General features: G+C 43.2%; 15 protein-coding genes. All 15 read left to right on the plus strand.

From position 1 onward, the window contains the following. Positions 1-378: 378 nt before the first annotated feature. Positions 379-1,617: a galactokinase gene (locus I4V44_RS02430; RefSeq protein ID WP_025581048.1), complete on the plus strand. Its 1,239-nt coding sequence runs from the start codon at positions 379-381 to the stop codon at positions 1,615-1,617. A gap of 413 nt (positions 1,618-2,030) precedes the next feature. Continuing rightward, complete coding sequence (locus I4V44_RS02435; protein ID WP_243280172.1) at positions 2,031-3,836, plus strand: sensor histidine kinase; 1,806 nt, start codon at positions 2,031-2,033, stop codon at positions 3,834-3,836. 172 nt (positions 3,837-4,008) lie between these two features. Then, positions 4,009-5,652 carry an AraC family transcriptional regulator gene (locus tag I4V44_RS02440; RefSeq protein WP_196002266.1) on the plus strand — a complete coding sequence of 548 codons (1,644 nt, stop codon included), beginning with the start codon at positions 4,009-4,011 and terminating at the stop codon, positions 5,650-5,652. Positions 5,653-6,082: 430 nt separating this feature from the next. Next, positions 6,083-7,225: a sugar ABC transporter substrate-binding protein gene (locus tag I4V44_RS02445; protein WP_055058632.1), complete on the plus strand. Its 1,143-nt coding sequence runs from the start codon at positions 6,083-6,085 to the stop codon at positions 7,223-7,225. Positions 7,226-7,383: 158 nt separating this feature from the next. Further along, positions 7,384-8,322, plus strand: a complete 939-nt coding sequence (locus I4V44_RS02450) for an ABC transporter permease (RefSeq protein WP_055059727.1) — start codon at positions 7,384-7,386, stop codon at positions 8,320-8,322. A gap of 11 nt (positions 8,323-8,333) precedes the next feature. After that, positions 8,334-9,830 carry a sugar ABC transporter ATP-binding protein gene (locus tag I4V44_RS02455; RefSeq protein WP_196002267.1) on the plus strand — a complete coding sequence of 499 codons (1,497 nt, stop codon included), beginning with the start codon at positions 8,334-8,336 and terminating at the stop codon, positions 9,828-9,830. A 12-nt stretch (positions 9,831-9,842) separates the two neighbouring features. Further along, positions 9,843-10,802, plus strand: coding sequence for an ABC transporter permease (locus tag I4V44_RS02460; RefSeq protein WP_055058631.1), 960 nt, complete (start codon positions 9,843-9,845; stop codon positions 10,800-10,802). Positions 10,803-11,037: 235 nt separating this feature from the next. After that, positions 11,038-11,754 carry a microcompartment protein PduB gene (pduB, locus tag I4V44_RS02465; protein WP_196002268.1) on the plus strand — a complete coding sequence of 239 codons (717 nt, stop codon included), beginning with the start codon at positions 11,038-11,040 and terminating at the stop codon, positions 11,752-11,754. Between the two features lie 198 nt (positions 11,755-11,952). After that, positions 11,953-12,441 carry a DUF2798 domain-containing protein gene (locus I4V44_RS02470; RefSeq protein WP_196002269.1) on the plus strand — a complete coding sequence of 163 codons (489 nt, stop codon included), beginning with the start codon at positions 11,953-11,955 and terminating at the stop codon, positions 12,439-12,441. A 353-nt stretch (positions 12,442-12,794) separates the two neighbouring features. Next, a complete protein-coding gene (locus tag I4V44_RS02475) occupies positions 12,795-13,793 on the plus strand; it encodes a sulfate ABC transporter substrate-binding protein (protein WP_173699738.1) in 999 nt (332 codons plus the stop codon). A gap of 70 nt (positions 13,794-13,863) precedes the next feature. Continuing rightward, positions 13,864-14,700 (plus strand): sulfate ABC transporter permease subunit CysT, encoded by an 837-nt coding sequence (gene cysT / locus I4V44_RS02480; RefSeq protein ID WP_196002270.1) that lies wholly within the window; start codon positions 13,864-13,866, stop codon positions 14,698-14,700. Next, complete coding sequence (cysW, locus tag I4V44_RS02485; RefSeq protein ID WP_196002271.1) at positions 14,700-15,524, plus strand: sulfate ABC transporter permease subunit CysW; 825 nt, start codon at positions 14,700-14,702, stop codon at positions 15,522-15,524. The genes cysT and cysW overlap by 1 nt, the downstream gene beginning before the upstream one ends. A gap of 1 nt (position 15,525) precedes the next feature. Further along, a complete protein-coding gene (locus I4V44_RS02490; protein WP_196002272.1) occupies positions 15,526-16,584 on the plus strand; it encodes a sulfate/molybdate ABC transporter ATP-binding protein in 1,059 nt (352 codons plus the stop codon). Between the two features lie 111 nt (positions 16,585-16,695). Further along, positions 16,696-18,441: an adenylyl-sulfate reductase subunit alpha gene (locus I4V44_RS02495; RefSeq protein WP_196002273.1), complete on the plus strand. Its 1,746-nt coding sequence runs from the start codon at positions 16,696-16,698 to the stop codon at positions 18,439-18,441. Then, positions 18,438-18,752, plus strand: coding sequence for a 4Fe-4S dicluster domain-containing protein (locus tag I4V44_RS02500; protein WP_008705189.1), 315 nt, complete (start codon positions 18,438-18,440; stop codon positions 18,750-18,752). Before I4V44_RS02495 ends, I4V44_RS02500 begins: the two co-directional genes overlap by 4 nt. Positions 18,753-18,791 lie beyond the last annotated feature (39 nt).

An 18,791-nucleotide genomic window follows, 5' to 3' on the forward strand; every position in this document is an offset into this window, starting at 1 on the left:
ATATGATGATCTTTAATTATCCTATCTTATAGCAATTCCGGAAAATATTGCAGACAACCTGCTGCATCAGAGAAAGACCGTTATGCGAAATTGCTGTTGATGACTTATATAATATATTGTACACTTATATAGATATAAACGCAAGATTTTACTATTTTCCCCTTAGATTATCAAGGAATTTTATGACACAGCAGGGTATACTTTAATTCAAGAGTGTAGCTGATAAGGCTGCTCCCAAACTTTCATACACATATTCCCGTCTGCCGCTGATTTTCACACCTGCACTGCCACTGTAAACCGTGAAAATTGTCAGTACATAGTACTCATAAAACTATGTATCAGCGGTCAGACCGGAAAAATGAACGGAGGATTTTTACAATGAATATTCCAAATAAAAATGAATTGACACGTATTTACGGCGAAGCAGAGAAATCAGCAGCACGTTTTCAGGCTGTAGCTGATCATTTCGCAGAAATTTACCATCATGATATAGCAGAATTTTTTACAGCACCGGGAAGAACAGAGATCATCGGAAACCATACAGATCATAATGGCGGCCGTGTGATTGCAGGCAGCATTGATATGGATACCATCGGTGCAGCTTACCCGAACAACAGCAGTGTTATCCGTATCACCAGTGAAGGATATGACAAGGAAGTTGTCGTAGACATCAATGATCTTGCCAGCGTACCGAAGGCTCAGGGAACCGTATCTCTGGTAGCAGGTATGGTGGAAGCTATTCAGAAATTCGGTTTTAAAGTAGCTGGTTTTGATGCTTATGTGACTACAAATGTAATCCGCGCAGCAGGTGTAAGCTCTTCTGCATCTTTCGAAATGCTGGTATGTTCCATCATTAATTATTTCTTTAATGATGGTGCAATGACATACATCAACTATGCAAAAGCAGGACAGTATGCTGAGAATGTTTACTGGCTGAAGGCTTCCGGATTAATGGATCAGCTTGCATGTGCAGTTGGCGGACCGATCCTTCTGGACTTCTCAGACAGAGAGAATCCAAAATATGAGAAAGTAAACTTCTCTTTCCATGATTATGATCATCATCTTGTAATCGTTAATACAGGAAAAGGTCATGCTGATTTAAGTGAAGAATACTCTGAGATCCCTATGGAAATGAAAGAAGCAGCCAAGGCAGCAGGAGCAGAGCTTCTCTGTGAGACAACTCTTGACAAAGTGCTTGCAAATATGGATAAGATCGATAATGACAGAGCAATCTTAAGAGCGATTCATTTCTTCAAAGAGAACGAACGTGTAGAGAGAGCTGCAAAAGCAGTTGAAGAGAAAGACGGTGAGACTGTACTGAAGCTACTCAGTGAATCAGGAAAATCTTCCTGGGAATTACTTCAGAACTGCTATCCGATCAAAGCATATACAGAGCAGAAGATTTCTGTTGCGCTTGCTCTTACAGATCTCTTCCTTGAGAAACTGGGCAAAGGTATCTGCCGTATCCATGGAGGCGGATTTGCCGGTGTTATCATGTGCGTAGTGCCGGAAGAAGAAACAGAGAACTATGTTTCCTATATTTCTGAATTTGCCGGAAAAGAGAACGTATATCCAATGAATATCCGCGCAGTAGGTGCAGTACATATTGAAAAGTAAATATGCCGCAAAGGGTGTTACTGAACATAAAATTATGAGCAGCCAGCGAAGCGGATTGTGAATATCTGTTTGACAAATATTGAGTTAGATGTTATCAGGAAAAACAGGCAGCAGTAAGGTGGATTGGATTGACATACACTTTACTGCTGCTTTTTTGATGGAAGTTTCCTGTTTTGCTTTTCAATGCAAAATTCCTGTATTATAATTGTGATAATGTATAATTATGATAAGGATATATGGTGATTTTTTGTAGATAATGCATTTTGTATCTGTTTATCAGAATGTGAAATTTACAGGAATTGCTACAGAATTATCAGGTATTTAACCGAATAAACTGCGGAGCAGTTATTCGATGTAGAGCCGCATAACAAAGCGGATGATTTTTATCCGCTTGACATGAGGGGGAAGGAATAATGAAAAAAAGGTGGACAATGCGGAGGGCACTGCTTGTTCTGTGCATTGCAAGTGTAGTGTTCGCACTTCTTCTGCAGACATTTCTGTTTCATCAGTCTCTGCGCAGACAGATTCGGGCAGAGAGCATTTCAGATCATGAGATTTCTCTGAATAAAATGCAGACAGATCTGTCTAATTTTATCCACACAATACGAGGGGAAATGCTTACGATCTACAGTGAGCAGGATCTTATCGCAGCTATGCGTGAAGCTGCGGAAAAAGATACAGACATGAAGGATTATTACTGGAGAAGCTGGTATTTTGCAAGGAAGCGTTTTACAAAGGAGGATCAGCTTCTTGCCATGTATCTTTATGATACAAAGGATCATCTGATCAGCAGCTACCGCTACAATTCAGTTACATATCCCAAAGATATTTACAAGGCAGAGTATGATGATAATTCAGAACGGGTTTATGATTATGTGCATGGAAAACGTACAGATCTGATGATTTCCGGATATCACAATTCCGCTGCAAAGAAAGATATTGTGCGATTTGTGCTGAAACTGCATAATTATGATGCAGACAGGAATGCCCTGGGGTATCTGGTCTGTGATATTAACAGTGCGGCACTTACTTCTATTATGGCTAAATATGTAGATGTAGAGCAGGTATGTCTGTGGCTGCAGCCGTTAAATGACCGGGTGATCGCAATGACCGGGGAGGCTTCAGAGAGTCAGTGCAGAATCCAGAAACAGCTTGCAAAGGTTGTACAAAGTCATTATAAATCCGGTGAACTGGAACAGGAGTATGATGGGAATTATCTGATCCAGGTGTCTCAGGAGAATTATAATCTGGAGGCATTTGTGCTTGTCTCACAGTCTCTTCTCACTGCAACGCAGAAGACACTGATCCGAACACTTCTTATTATAATGGGAGCCATGATCTTTGCAATTATGGTGATCGTATTGTTTGTGTCTCAGTGGATGACAAAGCCTGTAGAAGAGATGAGCAGCACTATCACGCGGATCAAGGACGGAGAAACCCAGCTTCGGGTGCAGCCCGTAGGATGGTCCCAGGAGCTGACTACGCTGGGTACGGAATTTAATGAAATGCTTGACCGTATGCAGGTCATGGCGCAGGAAGAACTGCAGCATAAAATGCTGGTAGAGCGGACGGAGTATAAAATGCTGCAGGCGCAGATTAATCCCCATTTTCTCTATAATACACTGGATACTATGAGCGGGATTGCCAATGCTCAGAATTGTCCGATGGTAAGCGGCATGTGCCATTCACTGTCTGCGATTTTCCGCTACAGCCTGAATATGACAGACGAGCTTTCCACTGTGCAGAATGAGATGGCGCATGTGAGAAATTATCTCTATGTTATGGACGTGAGAAATGGCTCAACGATAGCTTACGATTATCAGATTGACAGTGATACACTGGCAGATCAGATGCCGCGTATCTGTATCCAGCCGGTTGTGGAGAATGCACTTACACATGGTCTCAGAAATGTTCGCCGTAAGGACAAAAAGCTTCTGATACGTTCAGAACATGTGAATGAGAATCTGGTGATCACAATTCAGGATAATGGTGCGGGAATGGATGCGGAATCTATGAACCGTCTGCTGGATCAGAATGATATGAAACGTGTGGAATCCGGCATTTCCATTGGAATCCTGAATGTCAATGCGCGTCTGAAGAGGCTTTTCGGAGAGAAATACGGACTGCATATTGAAAGTGCAGCAGGCGAGGGGACAACTGTGACGATCACAGTCCCGGCTGTTTCTACGGAGAATTCCGGTGATATGGAAAATGTGTAACTGTTCAGTACCTTCACAGTTACGAGCCAAAATGCATTAAAAATCACCTGCGGTGATGGCATTTTGGCTTGTATGTCTCGGGATTTTGGTACTTACGTGCCAAAACACCTCGCGGGATAGTAGACTACTGAATAGTTACGAAAATGTTCAAAAATGAGCAAGGAGAGAGACAATGAAAAATATGAAATATAAGGTTCTTGCTGCAGATGATGAATTCTGGAGCAGGGAAAATATCCGGAATCTGATACCATGGGAGGAGTATTCCCTGGAATTTCTGGAGCCTGCATGTGACGGGGAAGAGGTTATGGAGAGGATTGCCGAAGAAAAAGCGGATATTATTCTCACAGATATTAATATGCCATTTCTGAGCGGTCTGGAATTGCTGCAGCGTTTGCAGAATGAATACCCTGAAATCATTACCATCGCCATCAGTGGCTATGATGACTTTGATAAGGTAAAGGGTGTATTTGTTTCCGGCGGTCTGGATTATCTTCTGAAGCCTGTGGGAAAAGAAGAGATGGTAAAGGTGCTTACCAAGGCACTGGGACTTCTGGAAGAGCGGGAGAATACAAAAAAGCAGGATGAGACCAGCAAGCTTCAGAAACATAAGCTGTCATCATTTCTGGAAGACAGTGAATACTCGGCACTGCTTTCCGGAAAACTGTACGGGCAGTCAGCATCCCAGACTCATGTATCCAGCACGAATACATTTTCGGAAGTAGCCACACTGATGGTTAAATTTTACAATATTACAGAGATTGCGGAGCAGTTTGAACATGATAATCTGCAGATGTCCTGGAATATCAAGTCCAGATTGAGAGAACTGACCGGTCTGGAGGAGAATGCGATTATTTTTAACAACAGCAATAAGATGAGTGAATTTCTTATTGTAAAGACTGCTGATGCAAAGGAATTCAGAGCACTGGCGGAAAATATTCTGAAGGAGTTTCCGCTGGAAGAATACGGCCCTGTTTCTGTTGTGCTCCATGAGCAGACAAGTTCACTGGATGATATCGGTACAGTTTACAGAGAACTGATCTCAACACTGATTACCCGTCCGTTTAACAGGGAACACAGTATCCTTTCCTGTTCGGAAGAGAAAACCGGAGAGCAGCAGAGAAACAGCGAAATGCAGATGGTCGGGAAATCAGCACCTGTACATATGGAGACGGAGTTGTACCATCTGTTGACAACGGGACAGAAGGCAGAGGCAGAGAAGCTGATCTTTAAGACCTGTAATTTCAGACAGTGTGATGATGGAAACTGGACTTATCTGGATGTGAAACAGTATGCGGGCAGGATTACAGGAATCCTTTACCGTTATGTTCAGGAGAAATGTCCGGAGCTTACCGCACAGGCAGAGGAAGCCATGGATAACATTGATTATTATATGAAATGTCTCAATGCGCCGTCTCTGCTCGCCTCCCTGAAAATCCTGCTGGACAGCTTATGGGAGAGCGGAGAAGATAAAAACTCTGATGTAGGTTCTATTATGCAGCAGGTAGAGCAGATTCATAAATATATTGAGCGTTCCTATCATGAGAATATTACACTCACTGCTCTGGCAGAACAGTATCATATGGATGCAAGCTATCTCTCCAGGACTTTCAGTCAGAAATACGGTGAGACGATCATTGCATTTCTTACCAGAATCCGGATGGAGAAAGCGGCAGAGCTTATGAAAGATCAGGACAAGAAGCTGGAGACGATTTCGTTTCTGGTGGGATATGATGATTATAACTACTTCAGCAGGGTGTTCCGAAAGAAGATGGGATGCAGCCCGAGGGAGTATCGGAATAAGTTTGTACAATTATAATATGGAAGAAACTCAGGTAGAATTGAGTGGACAGTAACGAAAGCGGAAGTCCTCTGTATGGCGGTTCTTATCGAATCGAATGGATACAGAGGACTTTTTGGGAAGATATCTTTGCCGTGCGTCAGCACGCTTGCAGGTATCTTCCTTGTCCTTCGCACTCTGCTGAACTGTCTTGATTGCATTATTTTATGGAATTGCTATAATCAATAGAGAAAACATACAAGTTACTGGCATTTTGCCCAACTTGTTTATATTTTGTCCAAGTTTTATATATAAACTGGTCAAAAATGTGCAACAAAATTTTCCAAATATGTCCTAACTGACCAAAGGCAAAGTATGGTTTAATATAATCACAGAGGAACGGAAAGCCCGGAAAAACTTCCGTTCAAAAAAACAAGAAACTAAGATTTTTCAAGGAGGGTTTTACAACATGAAAAAAAGAATGAGAAAAGCAGTCGCTATCGCAGCAACAGCAGCAATGGTTGGTTCTTTACCGGCAGGTGCAGTTACAGCACAGGCAGCCGATGACGACATCACAATCGGCGTATCAATCTGGAGCTCCACAGACGTACTTGGAAGCCAGAGTAAAAAAATCATTGACAAAGCAGCTGATGCTCTTGGTGTTAATGTAATGTATGTTGACCAGGGACATGTATCCGAGCAGGTTACAGCTTCTGTTGAGCAGCTTTGCGCAGCAGGATGTAACGGTATCGTAATCTGTAACTCTGCAGACTCCGAAATGACATCTGCCATCCAGACATGTGATGCAAATCAGGTTTACCTTACACAGTTCTATCGTATCATCTCCGAAGAGAACAGCCCTGAAGTATATCAGACAGCATGCAACTCACAGTATTATCTTGGTGCAGTTCATGAAGACGAAGTAACAAACGGATATACACTGGTTAACCTGCTTCTTGAGAACGGTGACAGAAACATCGGCCTTGAGGCATGGACAGTTGGTGATGCTACATTCCAGCAGAGATGGACAGGTTACAAACAGGCAGTTGACGAATGGAACGAAGCTAATCCTGATGATCAGGCAACAATCACAGAGCCTGTATATGCTAACACATCTTCCGAAGAAGGTGCAGCAGCAGCTCTTTCCCTTTACAATTCCAACCCTGATATGGACGCTCTGATTGTTGCAGGTGGTGGCGGTGACCCGCTTGTTGGTTCCATCGGTGCTCTGGCAAACGAAGGACTTACAGGAAAGATCGACGTTGTTTCTACAGACTTCCTTGATGACCTTGGCGAGCAGCTTGAATCAGGCGGGATGTTTGCTGAATCAGGCGGACACTTCTGCGACCCGTTATATGCATTCCTTATCACATATAACGCAATCAAAGGCAACTATGTAAAAGATGAAGGATCCTTCGGATACGAAATCCAGTTCCCATACCTGTATGTATCTTCTTCCGAAGACTATGAAAACTACAAGAAATACTTTGTAGATGACGATCCATACACAGATGAAGAGCTTGTGGAATTAGCAGGATACAGCTTTGATGATCTGAACAAAGCAGCTACATCACTTTCTATTGAGGATGTTATTTCCCGTCACAGCAACTAATATGATGAACTTATGCTCCACTGCCTTTTCTCCAAAGGGCAGTGGAGAAACTTTTAAGAGGTAATTGTCAGTGCCCGCTCGAAGCAAAAGGCCAAACCCTGAGGAAGCGTCTGACCTCCTGCTTTTGGCGGGCGAAGAATTGGATAAGGAGAATGGTTATGAAAAAACTCAAACAAAGCCAGTATTATGGAATCGGCCTTCTGGTTCTTATGCTTGTAGTTTTCTGGGCAGTATTTAAAGTACTTGCACCGACTACTTTCGGTTCCCCGGAGAAACTGGCCACTTATATGAAATCAGCATTAATTTATGCAGTTGGCGGATGCGGCCTCTACTTTATCTGCGTAATGGGACCTTTCGATATGAGCGTTGGTGCCAATATCGTACTTTCATCCATTATCGCCTGCAATGCAAGTGAAAAATTCGGTTATGCCGGTCTTATCATTGCACCGCTGATCTGTGGTACGATCATTGGTCTCATCAATGGTATTGTTTATATTAAATTACATATCTCTTCCCTGATCGTTACATGTGCGCTGTCCCTGATCTATGAGGCCTTCAGTGTATACGCCACAAACGGAAAGAACGTAATACTTTCAGCAGACTACAGAGCATTTGGTGATTATCCAGTCAACCTGATCCTGGCACTGATCGCATATCTGCTTTGCGCATTCATTTTGAAATATACAAAAATCGGTACTTATACTTACGCCATCGGAAGTAACGAAGTTGTAGCCAAGAACATGGGTGTAAATGTTCCGAAATATAAGATCGTAGCATTTACTCTTGCAGGATTTTTCTTCGGACTTCAAGCAATCCTGACGATCAGTTTTGGTACTTCCATGACATCAGCTTCCAACCTTTCCTCTATGAGCCGTAACTTTACTCCTCTGATGGGAACATTCTTTGGACTGGCATTTAAGAAATATGGCCATCCGGTTATCGCTATTGTAATCGGTGAAATGATCATTCAGCTTATGTTCAACGGTTTCGTTGCACTGGGAGCTCCGACTACGATCCAGAACGTAGTAACAGGTGTTGCTCTGCTGGTTATCGTTGCACTGACAACCAAACCGGTTAAAGGTCTTGTAGTAAAATAAGGAGAACGATTATGGGTGAAATATTATTAAGAGCAGAAAATATTGATAAACATTTTGGCATCACACACGCCCTGGACAACGTTTCCTTTACCTTTAATAAAGGTGAGATCCACGCACTGATCGGTGAAAACGGTTCCGGTAAATCTACATTAACATCCTGCCTGACAGGTATTTATCAGAAGGATTCCGGCAAGTTTATCCTTGAAGGAAAAGAGATCACCGCAACCAACCAGGTTGAAGCCAACCATCAGGGTGTAGCCATTATCGTACAGGAGATCGGAACACTTTCCGGACTGACTGTAGCAGAGAATATTTTCCTTGGAAACGAGGATCAGTTTACTAAATGTGGTATCAAAAATACCGCAGCAATGAACAAGAAAGCCCAGGAATATCTGGACAGCTATGGATTCAACTATATTGATGCAACTAAAGTAATCGATGATTACAACTTTGAGGATCGTAAGCTGGTAGAGATTGTAAAATCCACCTACTTTAATCCGAAGGTTCTGGTTGTAGACGAGACAACAACAGCACTTGGACAGAAAGGTCGTGAAGAACTTTTCAAGGTAATGCACAAGGTTCGTGACACAGGAAACTGCGTAATCTTTATTTCCCATGACCTTGAGGAGGTTATCGAGCAGTCTGATAATATCAGCGTACTTCGAGATGGTGTGAAGATTGGTTCTATTACAAAAGAGGAAGCTACACCTGACAGACTGAAAGCCTTAATGGTAGGTCGTGAGATCGGTGACAGCTACTATCGTACAGACTACGGTGAAAAAGTATCTGACGAAGTTGTTCTTTCTGCAAAGAACGTGACAGTTAAAGGACAGATTGAAAATCTGAATCTTGATCTTCACAAAGGTGAGATCCTTGGTATCGGAGGACTTTCCGAATGTGGTATGCATGAGGTTGGAAAGGCACTCTTCGGAGCTTCCTATTTCCGTCAGGGAACTGTAACTCTGGGAGACGGCACACCGATCAATTCCATTCCGGATGCCATCAAACACAGTATTGCATATGCTTCCAAGGACCGTGACAATGAGTCTCTGGTCATTAATGATACAATTGGCGATAACATTTGTCTTCCATCCCTGGAGGATCTGAAGACTCATGGATTCCTTCGCGCAAAGACAATGAATGAATTTGCCAATAAATTTGCAAAACAGATGAGTACAAAAATGACAGGCGTTGACCAGTTTGTATCCGCTCTTTCCGGCGGTAACAAACAGAAAGTCGTTCTTGCACGCTGGGTTGGTAAGGACTCCGACCTGATCATCCTTGACTCCCCTACACGTGGTATTGATGTCAAAGTTAAAGCTGATATCTACGCCATGATGGACGATATGAGAAAAAGAGGAAAATCCATTATTATGATCTCTGAGGAAATCATGGAGCTTCTGGGTATGGCAGACCGTATCCTGATCATGAAGGACGGTAAGATCAATGGTGAATTCCTTCGCTCTCCGGATCTGAAAGACACAGATCTGATTGACAATATGATTTAAGGGGGTAAAAAAATGAGTACAACAAAAAAATCAACTGAGCAAGTACCATTTCTGGAACGTCCCATTGTGCGTACGATCCTTCCTATCGCAGGATTCGTGATCATCTGTGTATTATTTGCAATCCTCACAGACGGCAGACTGTTTCAGCCGAAAAATATATCACTGCTTCTGAGCCAGTCATACATGCTGCTGATCTCATCCATCGGCGTGTTCATGGTAATGACAATGGGTGGTCTGGATTTCTCCCAGGGCTCCATGCTTGGTGTTGCTTCCATCGTAGTCTGCTACCTTTCCCACTACAATATGGTTCTGGCAGCACTCGGTGGTGTGGTAACAGGTGGTCTCATCGGTCTGATCAATGGTTACTTCAATGTTAAGAGAAAAATCACAAGCTTCATTGTTACAATCTGTACCATGTATCTGTTCCGTGGAGTTTGTGCATATGCAACAACTAACTCACCTGTTTACGCAGTAAGTGATATTTCCAAATACAACACACTGCCATTTATGCTTACTTTCACAGTGATCATCTTCGTAGTGGCATATCTTGTATTTACTTACACAGGTCTGGGCTCCAGACTGAAAGCAATCGGTGCAGGTGAAACAGCAGCAAGATTCGCAGGTATCCGTGTAGAGACTACAAAGATCCTTGTATTCGTGGCAGCAGGATGTATCACAGGACTTGCAGCATTTGTAAATGCTATCAAAGTAGGTTCCGTTACATCTACAGCAGGTAACCAGCTGGAAACACAGATCATGATCGCCCTGGTACTTGGCGGAATGCCTGTAAACGGCGGTGCTAAAGTAAGATTCTATAACATCATCCTTGGTGTTATGACATACAAAGTACTTTCCAGTGGTCTGGTAATGCTGATGATGCCGACACAGTTACAGCAGCTGATCCTTGGTATCATCTTCCTGATCGAGGTAGCGATCTTTAGTGACAGGAAGACTGGTATGATCGTGAAGTAATTAATTGTATAATATCGATTATATAACTGGCGTATTCGTGTATTATGTTCATACCTACATAAAATCCCCGGCTCCCGCAGAATTGGTCTGCGGGAGTTGGGGATTTTTGTCGTTTTTGTGTTATCGTCACATTGATCACCATAGTATATTTCTGTTGCCTATCCTGTCAGGGCATGATAAGCTAAACATATAAAATCTGGTATTATGGGGTAATATATACAGGAGGGCGTAACAAATGATAGATATAAAAAATATCAGCACACACTGTACGCGCAGTGAATTTGTAGGTAAAGCAGTGCTGGATACGATAGGACTTGTGATTTCCGGAATTGATGATACTTTGCTCAAGGAGATGAACATAGGAACGAAGTATCATTGTCTGGGATTATTCAGTTCCCGTACAGGGGCAGCAGGGCAGATCACTGCTATCGATGATGCGGTGAAAGCAACCAACACAGAGGTTCTTTCCATAGAATTGCCGAGGGATACCAAGGGATGGGGTGGTCATGGAAACTATATTGTTCTTGGGGGAACTGATGTCTCGGATGTTCGCCATGCCATATCTATGGCTTTGGAACTTACGAATAAATATGCAGGTGAACTCTATATCAGCGAGAGTGGACATCTGGAATTTGCCTATTCAGCCAGTGCAGGACAGGCTCTGAATAAAGCATTCGGAGTACCGGTTGGAGAAGCCTTTGGGTTTATGGCGGGTTCTCCGGCTGCAATAGGGCTTGTGATGGCAGATACCGCGATGAAATCAGCGCCTCTTTCCATTGCGAAATATATGACGCCGAATAAGGGAACCAGCCATTCCAATGAAGTGATCCTGGCAGTTTCCGGAGATGCCAGTGCTGCTAAGACAGCGGTATTAAATGCCAGACAGACAGGTCTGGAGCTTCTGATCGGAATGGGCAGTTATCCGGAGATACCGGGGATCCCGTATTTGTAGAGATAAACTTTGTTCCCTGATTCACACTGCAGGTACTGAAAAAATCCTTGACTTTTTTTAAAACAGTCCGTATAATAACCAACGGTAAATTTAAGAAACAGATATTTGGTATTATTGGAAACGGTACATCCTCCTGGATGGTTATGAACAACACAAATCTCTAATTGATGTTATTCATACTATCTAAGGAGGATTTTTATGCCTAAAAACAAGTTTCAGGAAGTTATTTTTACGATTATCATGGTGTTTGTAATGGTTTATGCCATGATCTGCTACAACATTGTACTGAATACAGGGACAATGACAAATGAGACATTTCTGTTAGCTTTTCATGAATTAACATTCATGGGACCGATTGCATTTATTCTTGATTTCTTTATCATCGGTGGTCTTGCAAAGAAGATTGCATTTGGTATTGTGGATATGAGAAGAGATAATCCGTTCCATCTTGTACTTGCAATCTCAGCAGTATCCGTTGCATTTATGTGTCCATGTATGAGCTTTGCGGCAACTGTGCTGATCAAACATGCACCGGCAAGTCAGATCATTCCCACATGGCTCCAGACAACAGCAATGAACTTTCCGATGGCATTCTTCTGGCAGATCTTTTATGCCGGACCATTCGTAAGATTTATTTTCGGAAAGCTTTTCTCGGAGAAAGAAAAGGCAGCAACTTCTGCCGAATAAAAAATATGTAATTTTGACTGCAGCATTCTGTATTTCAGGATGCTGCTTTTTTTGTGTTCTTATCTATACGTTACTGTTCACTCCGTTCTCAGTAACGTAGCCAAAATTCATTCCAGATTGCCTGCGGCAATGGAATTTTGGCTTGTATGTCTCGGGATTTTGGCATATTCATGCCAAAACACCTCGCGGGATAGTGATGTGTGAACAGTAACATCTACACAACGTAAATTGTACTTATTTTAATACACTATTGACAAATTCTGTCATTTCTTGTAATATCATATAAAACATATCGAATAACTATGAAAAGTAGAGAATGCAAAAAACTACTGGTACCTTAAAGGAGATGAAACATGATCAGAAAATTATTTGCCTTTGGTCTTGCAGTTGTACTGGCACTGATGCCGGTACAGGCTTTTGGAAAAACGGTGTCTGTCACCAATGTTTCCTATGATCCTACCAGAGAGATGTTTGAACAGTATAATAAAATATTTGAAGACCACTGGAAGGAGAAGACCGGGGAAGATGTGGAAGTGATACAGTCCCATGGCGGTTCAGGGAAACAGGCACTGGAGGTAGCCAATGGTCTGGATGCAGATGTGGTAACCCTGGCACTTGAATATGATATTGAGTCTATTGAAAACGCAGGGCTGATCAAGGCAGGATGGAAAGATAAATTTGACAATGACAGTTCTCCTTATACATCCACTATCGTATTTCTGGTGAAGAAAGGAAATCCCAGGGATATCAAAGACTGGGACGATCTGACGAAAAAAGGAGTGGGAGTAGTAACACCAAATCCGAAAACCTCCGGCGGTGCCAGATGGAACTACATGGCAGCGTGGGCTTACGCAGATAAAAAGTATGGTGGCGATGAAGCGCAGATGAAGGAATTTATCAAGAAACTTTACCGGAATGTGGTGGTTCTTGACTCAGGCGCAAGAGGTGCAACGACCTCTTTCGTGGAGAACGGACAAGGAGATGTGCTGGTTGCGTGGGAAAATGAAGCTTATCTATCCATGCGGGATTATCCGGATGAGTATGAGATTGTTACTCCAAGCGTAAGCATTCTGGCACAGCCTTCTGTGGCGGTGGTAGATGAAGTGGTGGATTACAGAGATACAAGAGATGTGGCAACTGAGTATTTGAATTATCTGTATTCCGACGAAGCACAGGAGATCGCAGCAGAGAATTATTTCCGCCCCACTAATGAGAAAATCCTGAAGAAGCACAGTGATACGTTTGATCTGAATATAAATCTGGCAAATATCAGTGATTATGGCGGATGGGATAAAGTGCAGGAGAAACATTTCACAGATGGCGGAATTTTCGATCAGATTTATGAGAGATAAAGGAAGACAAGATGAAGCAAGAGCATAAGCACAGACAGAATATATGAGACAGGAGAGGTGGTAATTGATTATGAAAAAAAGAAATAAACCGGTGATTCCAGGGTTTGGGCTCTCCATGGGAATTACCATTTCCATATTGAGTCTGGTAGTTCTGATACCCCTGGCAAGCCTGGTGGTCTACACAGCGAAGCTGAGTTTTAAAGATTTTATCGAAACCATCACAAGGGCCAGAGTGCTGGCATCCTTTTATACCAGTTTTGTATGTGCTTTTGCAGCAGCAGTAATAAATGGAATTATGGGAACTGTTCTTGCGTGGGTGCTTGTGAAATATGATTTTCCGGGCAAGAGACTTATGGATGGGGTGATCGAACTTCCCTTTGCTCTTCCCACAGCGGTAGCAGGTATTGCACTGACATCTCTGACCTCAGATTCGGGAATTGTCGGCAGCTTTTTTGCAGGATTCGGTATCAGGATCGCATACACAAGAATAGGTATTACAGTGGCTATGATATTTGTAGGGATACCGTTCGTTGTGCGAAGTGTACAGCCGGTTCTGGAAAAGATGGATAATTCTTACAGCGAGGCAGCAGGAGTGTTGGGAGCAAAGAAAACAACTATCTTCTGGAAAGTCATTTTTCCGGAACTGAAGCCCGCGATCTTTGCGGGAACCGGACTTGCGTTCGGAAGATGTCTGGGTGAATATGGAAGTGTTGTATTTATCGCAGGAAATAAACCCTATTACACAGAAATCACACCGCTGGTTATTATGTCAGAGCTTCAGGAATTTGATTATTCCAGTGCAACGGCAATCGCACTTGTGATGTTGGCAGTTTCATTTTTTATTCTGTTCCTTAACAGTATGATACAGCAGAGAAATGCAAGAATTTTAAGAGGAGGAAATGCCTGATGGATAACAATGAAAAGACTTCGGAGAAAATTACAAAATGGCTGCTTGTCGGGATCAGCGTTCTGTTTCTGGCAGCCATGCTCCTTCTTCCTCTGATCACTGTGATCACAGAAGCATTGCGGAGCGGATGGAAGGTCTATGCAGCTGCAGTGACAGATGAGTACACCATCAAAGCACTTCTTCTTACAGTGAAGGCAACACTCTTTGCAGTTGTTTTTAACACTGTTTTTGGTGTTTTTGCAGCCTGGGCACTGACGAAGTTTCAGTTCAGGGGTAAAAAGCTTCTCACTACCCTGATCGATCTTCCGGTTACTATTTCCCCTGTTATTGCAGGTCTGATCTTTCTTCTGATTTTCGGACGACAGAGTCCTGTTTACTTTTTTCTCATGAAGTTAGGGATGAAAGTTGTATTCTCTGTACCGGGAATCATTATTGCAACTGTATTTGTAACCTTTCCTTTTATTTCCAGAGAACTGATTCCGGTTCTGGAAGCAGAAGGAAGCGATGAGGAGGAAGCGGCAGCCCTGATGGGAGCAGGTGGATGGACCATTTTCTGGAAGATCACATTCCCTCATATCAAATGGGCATTACTGTATGGAGTTGTGCTCTGTACGGCAAGAGCAATGGGAGAGTTTGGAGCGGTATCTGTACTTTCCGGACATTTAAGAGGAAAGACCAATACACTTCCTCTTCATGTAGAGATTTTGTTTAATGAGTTTCAGTATGTTCCGGCGTTTGCCGTATCTTCACTGCTTGTGATCATGGCGGTTATCATTCTGGTAGTCAGAAGCCTGATTGAATATAAAGGAAAGAAGGAAGCCTGATATGTATGTAGAGTTAAAAAATATCAATAAGACATATGGTTCTTACCAGGCATCAAGGAATGTGAATTTCGGAATTGAGAAAGGTAAACTGATTGGTCTGTTGGGACCAAGCGGAAGCGGAAAAACAACTATTCTTCGAATGATCGCAGGTCTGGAAACCCCGGACAGCGGAGAGGTCATTATTGATGGAAAAGTGGTAAATGATGTTCCGGCCAGTCAGCGTGGGATTGGATTTGTATTTCAGAATTATGCGTTGTTTCGCTATATGACAGTTTATGACAACGTTGCATTTGGTTTGAAGGTTCAGAAGGCTGATAAGAAGAAAATTGATGCCAGAGTCAGAGAGCTGATCAAACTGGTGGGGCTGGAAGGACTGGAAAAAAGATATCCAAGCCAGTTATCCGGCGGTCAGAGGCAAAGGGTGGCATTTGCCAGAGCCCTTGCTCCAAATCCCCAGGTGCTGCTTCTGGATGAGCCCTTTGCAGCCATTGATGCAAAAATCCGTCAGGAACTGCGAAGCTGGTTAAAAGAGATGATCGGGAAGCTGGGAATTACCAGTATTTTCGTTACTCATGATCAGGATGAGGCTATTGAAGTAGCAGATGAGATTATTATCACTAATGCAGGACGGATCGAACAGAAAGGAACTCCCATAGGGGTTTACAGAAATCCTGAGACAGCTTTTACAGCTTCCTTTTTCGGACAGCCATCTGTGTTGAAAAATGCGGATGATTTCCATACCTTTGCTCAGGCAGAAGGAGCAGACAAGATCATTGTCCGCCCGGAATTTGTAAAAATCTCCAAACTGGATGAGGTGGAGAAGTTCAAAACTTCCGTATCCCGGGGAGTGGTTGAACGGGTTTCTTTCAGGGGAGATAATCTGGAACTTCAGGTGAGAGTCAACAATTCCGTAGTAACTGCCAAAAGAAGCCTGGAGAAAGCAGATATCCGGGAAGGTGAGACTGTGAATGTATTCCTTTACAGGATTTTTGCACTGAGAGGTGACAGTGTACAGCTGATCGAAAATGAGGCTGTAAGGGATGACTTTGTAATTATCTGACAGCGGTGGCTGCGGCGACTGACGACAATGAAGAAATAAGAAATTCAGAGGCAAGACTGATCGGGAAATCAACTTGTTGGCACACTGGTATGGAGGAAAGGGTAAGAGAGAATGAGAACAGAGAGAATCAGGACAGATGTGCTGATCATCGGCGGCGGTACGGCAGGATGCTTTGCAGCCTATGTGATCGGCAAAAAAAGCGGCAGAAAAGTTCTGATCGCAGAGAAAGCGAATATTAAGCGAAGCGGATGTCTGGCGGCGGGCGTGAATGCATTGAACGCATATATTACAGAAGGCAGAGTGCCGCAGGATTATGTGGATTATGCCAAAAAGGATGCCCATGGAATCGTAAGAGAAGACCTTCTTCTTACCATGTCAGAGAGACTGAATCATGTGACAAAGGTGATGGAAGATCTGGGGCTGGTCATCCTGAAGGACGAAAACGGAAAATATGTTGCCAGAGGAAACCGAAACATCAAGATCAATGGCGAAAATATGAAGCCAATCCTTGCAAAGGCGGCAGCTGAACAGGAGAATGTTACGGTTCTCAATCATGTAAATATTACAGATTATAAAACAGAAAACAAAAAAGTCACAGGCGCAGTTGGATTCAGCGTTAATAAGGATATTTTCTATGACATTGATGCGAAAGCAGTTCTTTGTGCCACAGGTGGTGCAGCGGGACTTTACAGACCGAATAATCCGGGATTTTCCAGACATAAGATGTGGTATCCTCCGTTTAACACAGGTGCAGGATATGCAATGGGACTTCTTTCCGGTGCGGAGATGACAACCTTTGAGATGCGTTTCATTGCATTGAGATGTAAGGACACGATTGCTCCTACAGGAACTATTGCTCAGGGTGTTGGGGCTAGACAGGTCAATGCACATGGTGATATTTATGAAACAAAATATGGTCTGACAACTTCCCAGCGAGTTTACGGCACAGTCATGGAGAACAGAGAAGGAAACGGTCCATGTTATCTCAGAACGGAAGGTATTTCCAAAGAACAGGAGCAGGACCTTTACAAAGCTTACCTGAATATGGCACCGTCCCAGACTCTGAAATGGATGGAAGCCGGAAAAGGACCATCCGAAGAGAATGTAGAGATTGAGGGCACAGAGCCATATATTGTAGGCGGACATACAGCCAGCGGTTACTGGGTAGATAATAACAGAGCTACAACTATTGAAGGTTTATATGCAGCCGGAGACGTAGCAGGAGGATGTCCGCAGAAATATGTAACCGGCGCACTGGCAGAAGGTGAGATCGCAGCAGAGGCGATTTTGGAATATCTGAATGGCAAAGATGATGACCGGATCGCAGCGGAAAATAAGGAAGAGGCTTTAGAGCGTGGCGGAGAACAGGAGCTGTCTCAAACTGCAATAGCTAAGAAGGCAGAATACGAATCACATTTGAATGCTTCCCGTTCTTTGATGAATGCAGAGCAGCTTGAGGAAGCCATGCAGAAGATCATGGATCAGTACGCAGGAGGAATCGGTACAGACTACAGATACAGCGGGATGAGTCTTGCAAAGGCAGATGAAAAGATTGCAGCATTGTTGCCAGTAGTTGACACTCTGGCAGCAACAGATACTTATGAACTGATGCAGATTTATGAACTTCGCGAACGACTGATCGTGTGTCAGGCAGTGATCGCACATCTGGCAGCCAGAAAGGAAACCAGATGGCATAGTTTCGGAGAGAATACAGACTACCCGCAGCAGAGCGAAGAGTGGATGAAATATGTAAACTCCCGTATGGAAAACGGCGAGATTAAGATCTTATATCGTGACCTGATCACAAAGGAAAATACAGGTTTGAATACAGCAGAGAAAGGAGCAGGTGAGAGATGAGCATTCGGATTCAGAAAAGTAAATGTGCAGGATGCGGCAGATGTATCGAAGCCTGTCCCGGAAATCTGATCAAAAAGGATAAAGAGAACAAAGCCTTTATCCGTCAGGTAAGAGACTGCTGGGGATGTACTTCCTGTATCAAGGAATGCAGGCATGATGCCATCCGCTTTTTCCTTGGAGCTGATGTGGGGGGCAGAGGTGCAAGTATGGTTGTATCAGAGAAACCGGATATTTCCACATGGACAGTGGAGAAGCCGGATGGCACTAAGATCACTATTCAGGTTAATAAGAAAGACGCTAATAAATATTAAACATAAGTATGTATTCTCAGAGTCTTTAGAGTGTGTTTG

The sequence above is a fragment of the Blautia sp. 1001283B150304_161114_C9 genome (assembly GCF_015668165.1).
In the GTDB taxonomy this organism is placed as follows: domain Bacteria; phylum Bacillota; class Clostridia; order Lachnospirales; family Lachnospiraceae; genus Blautia_A; species Blautia_A wexlerae.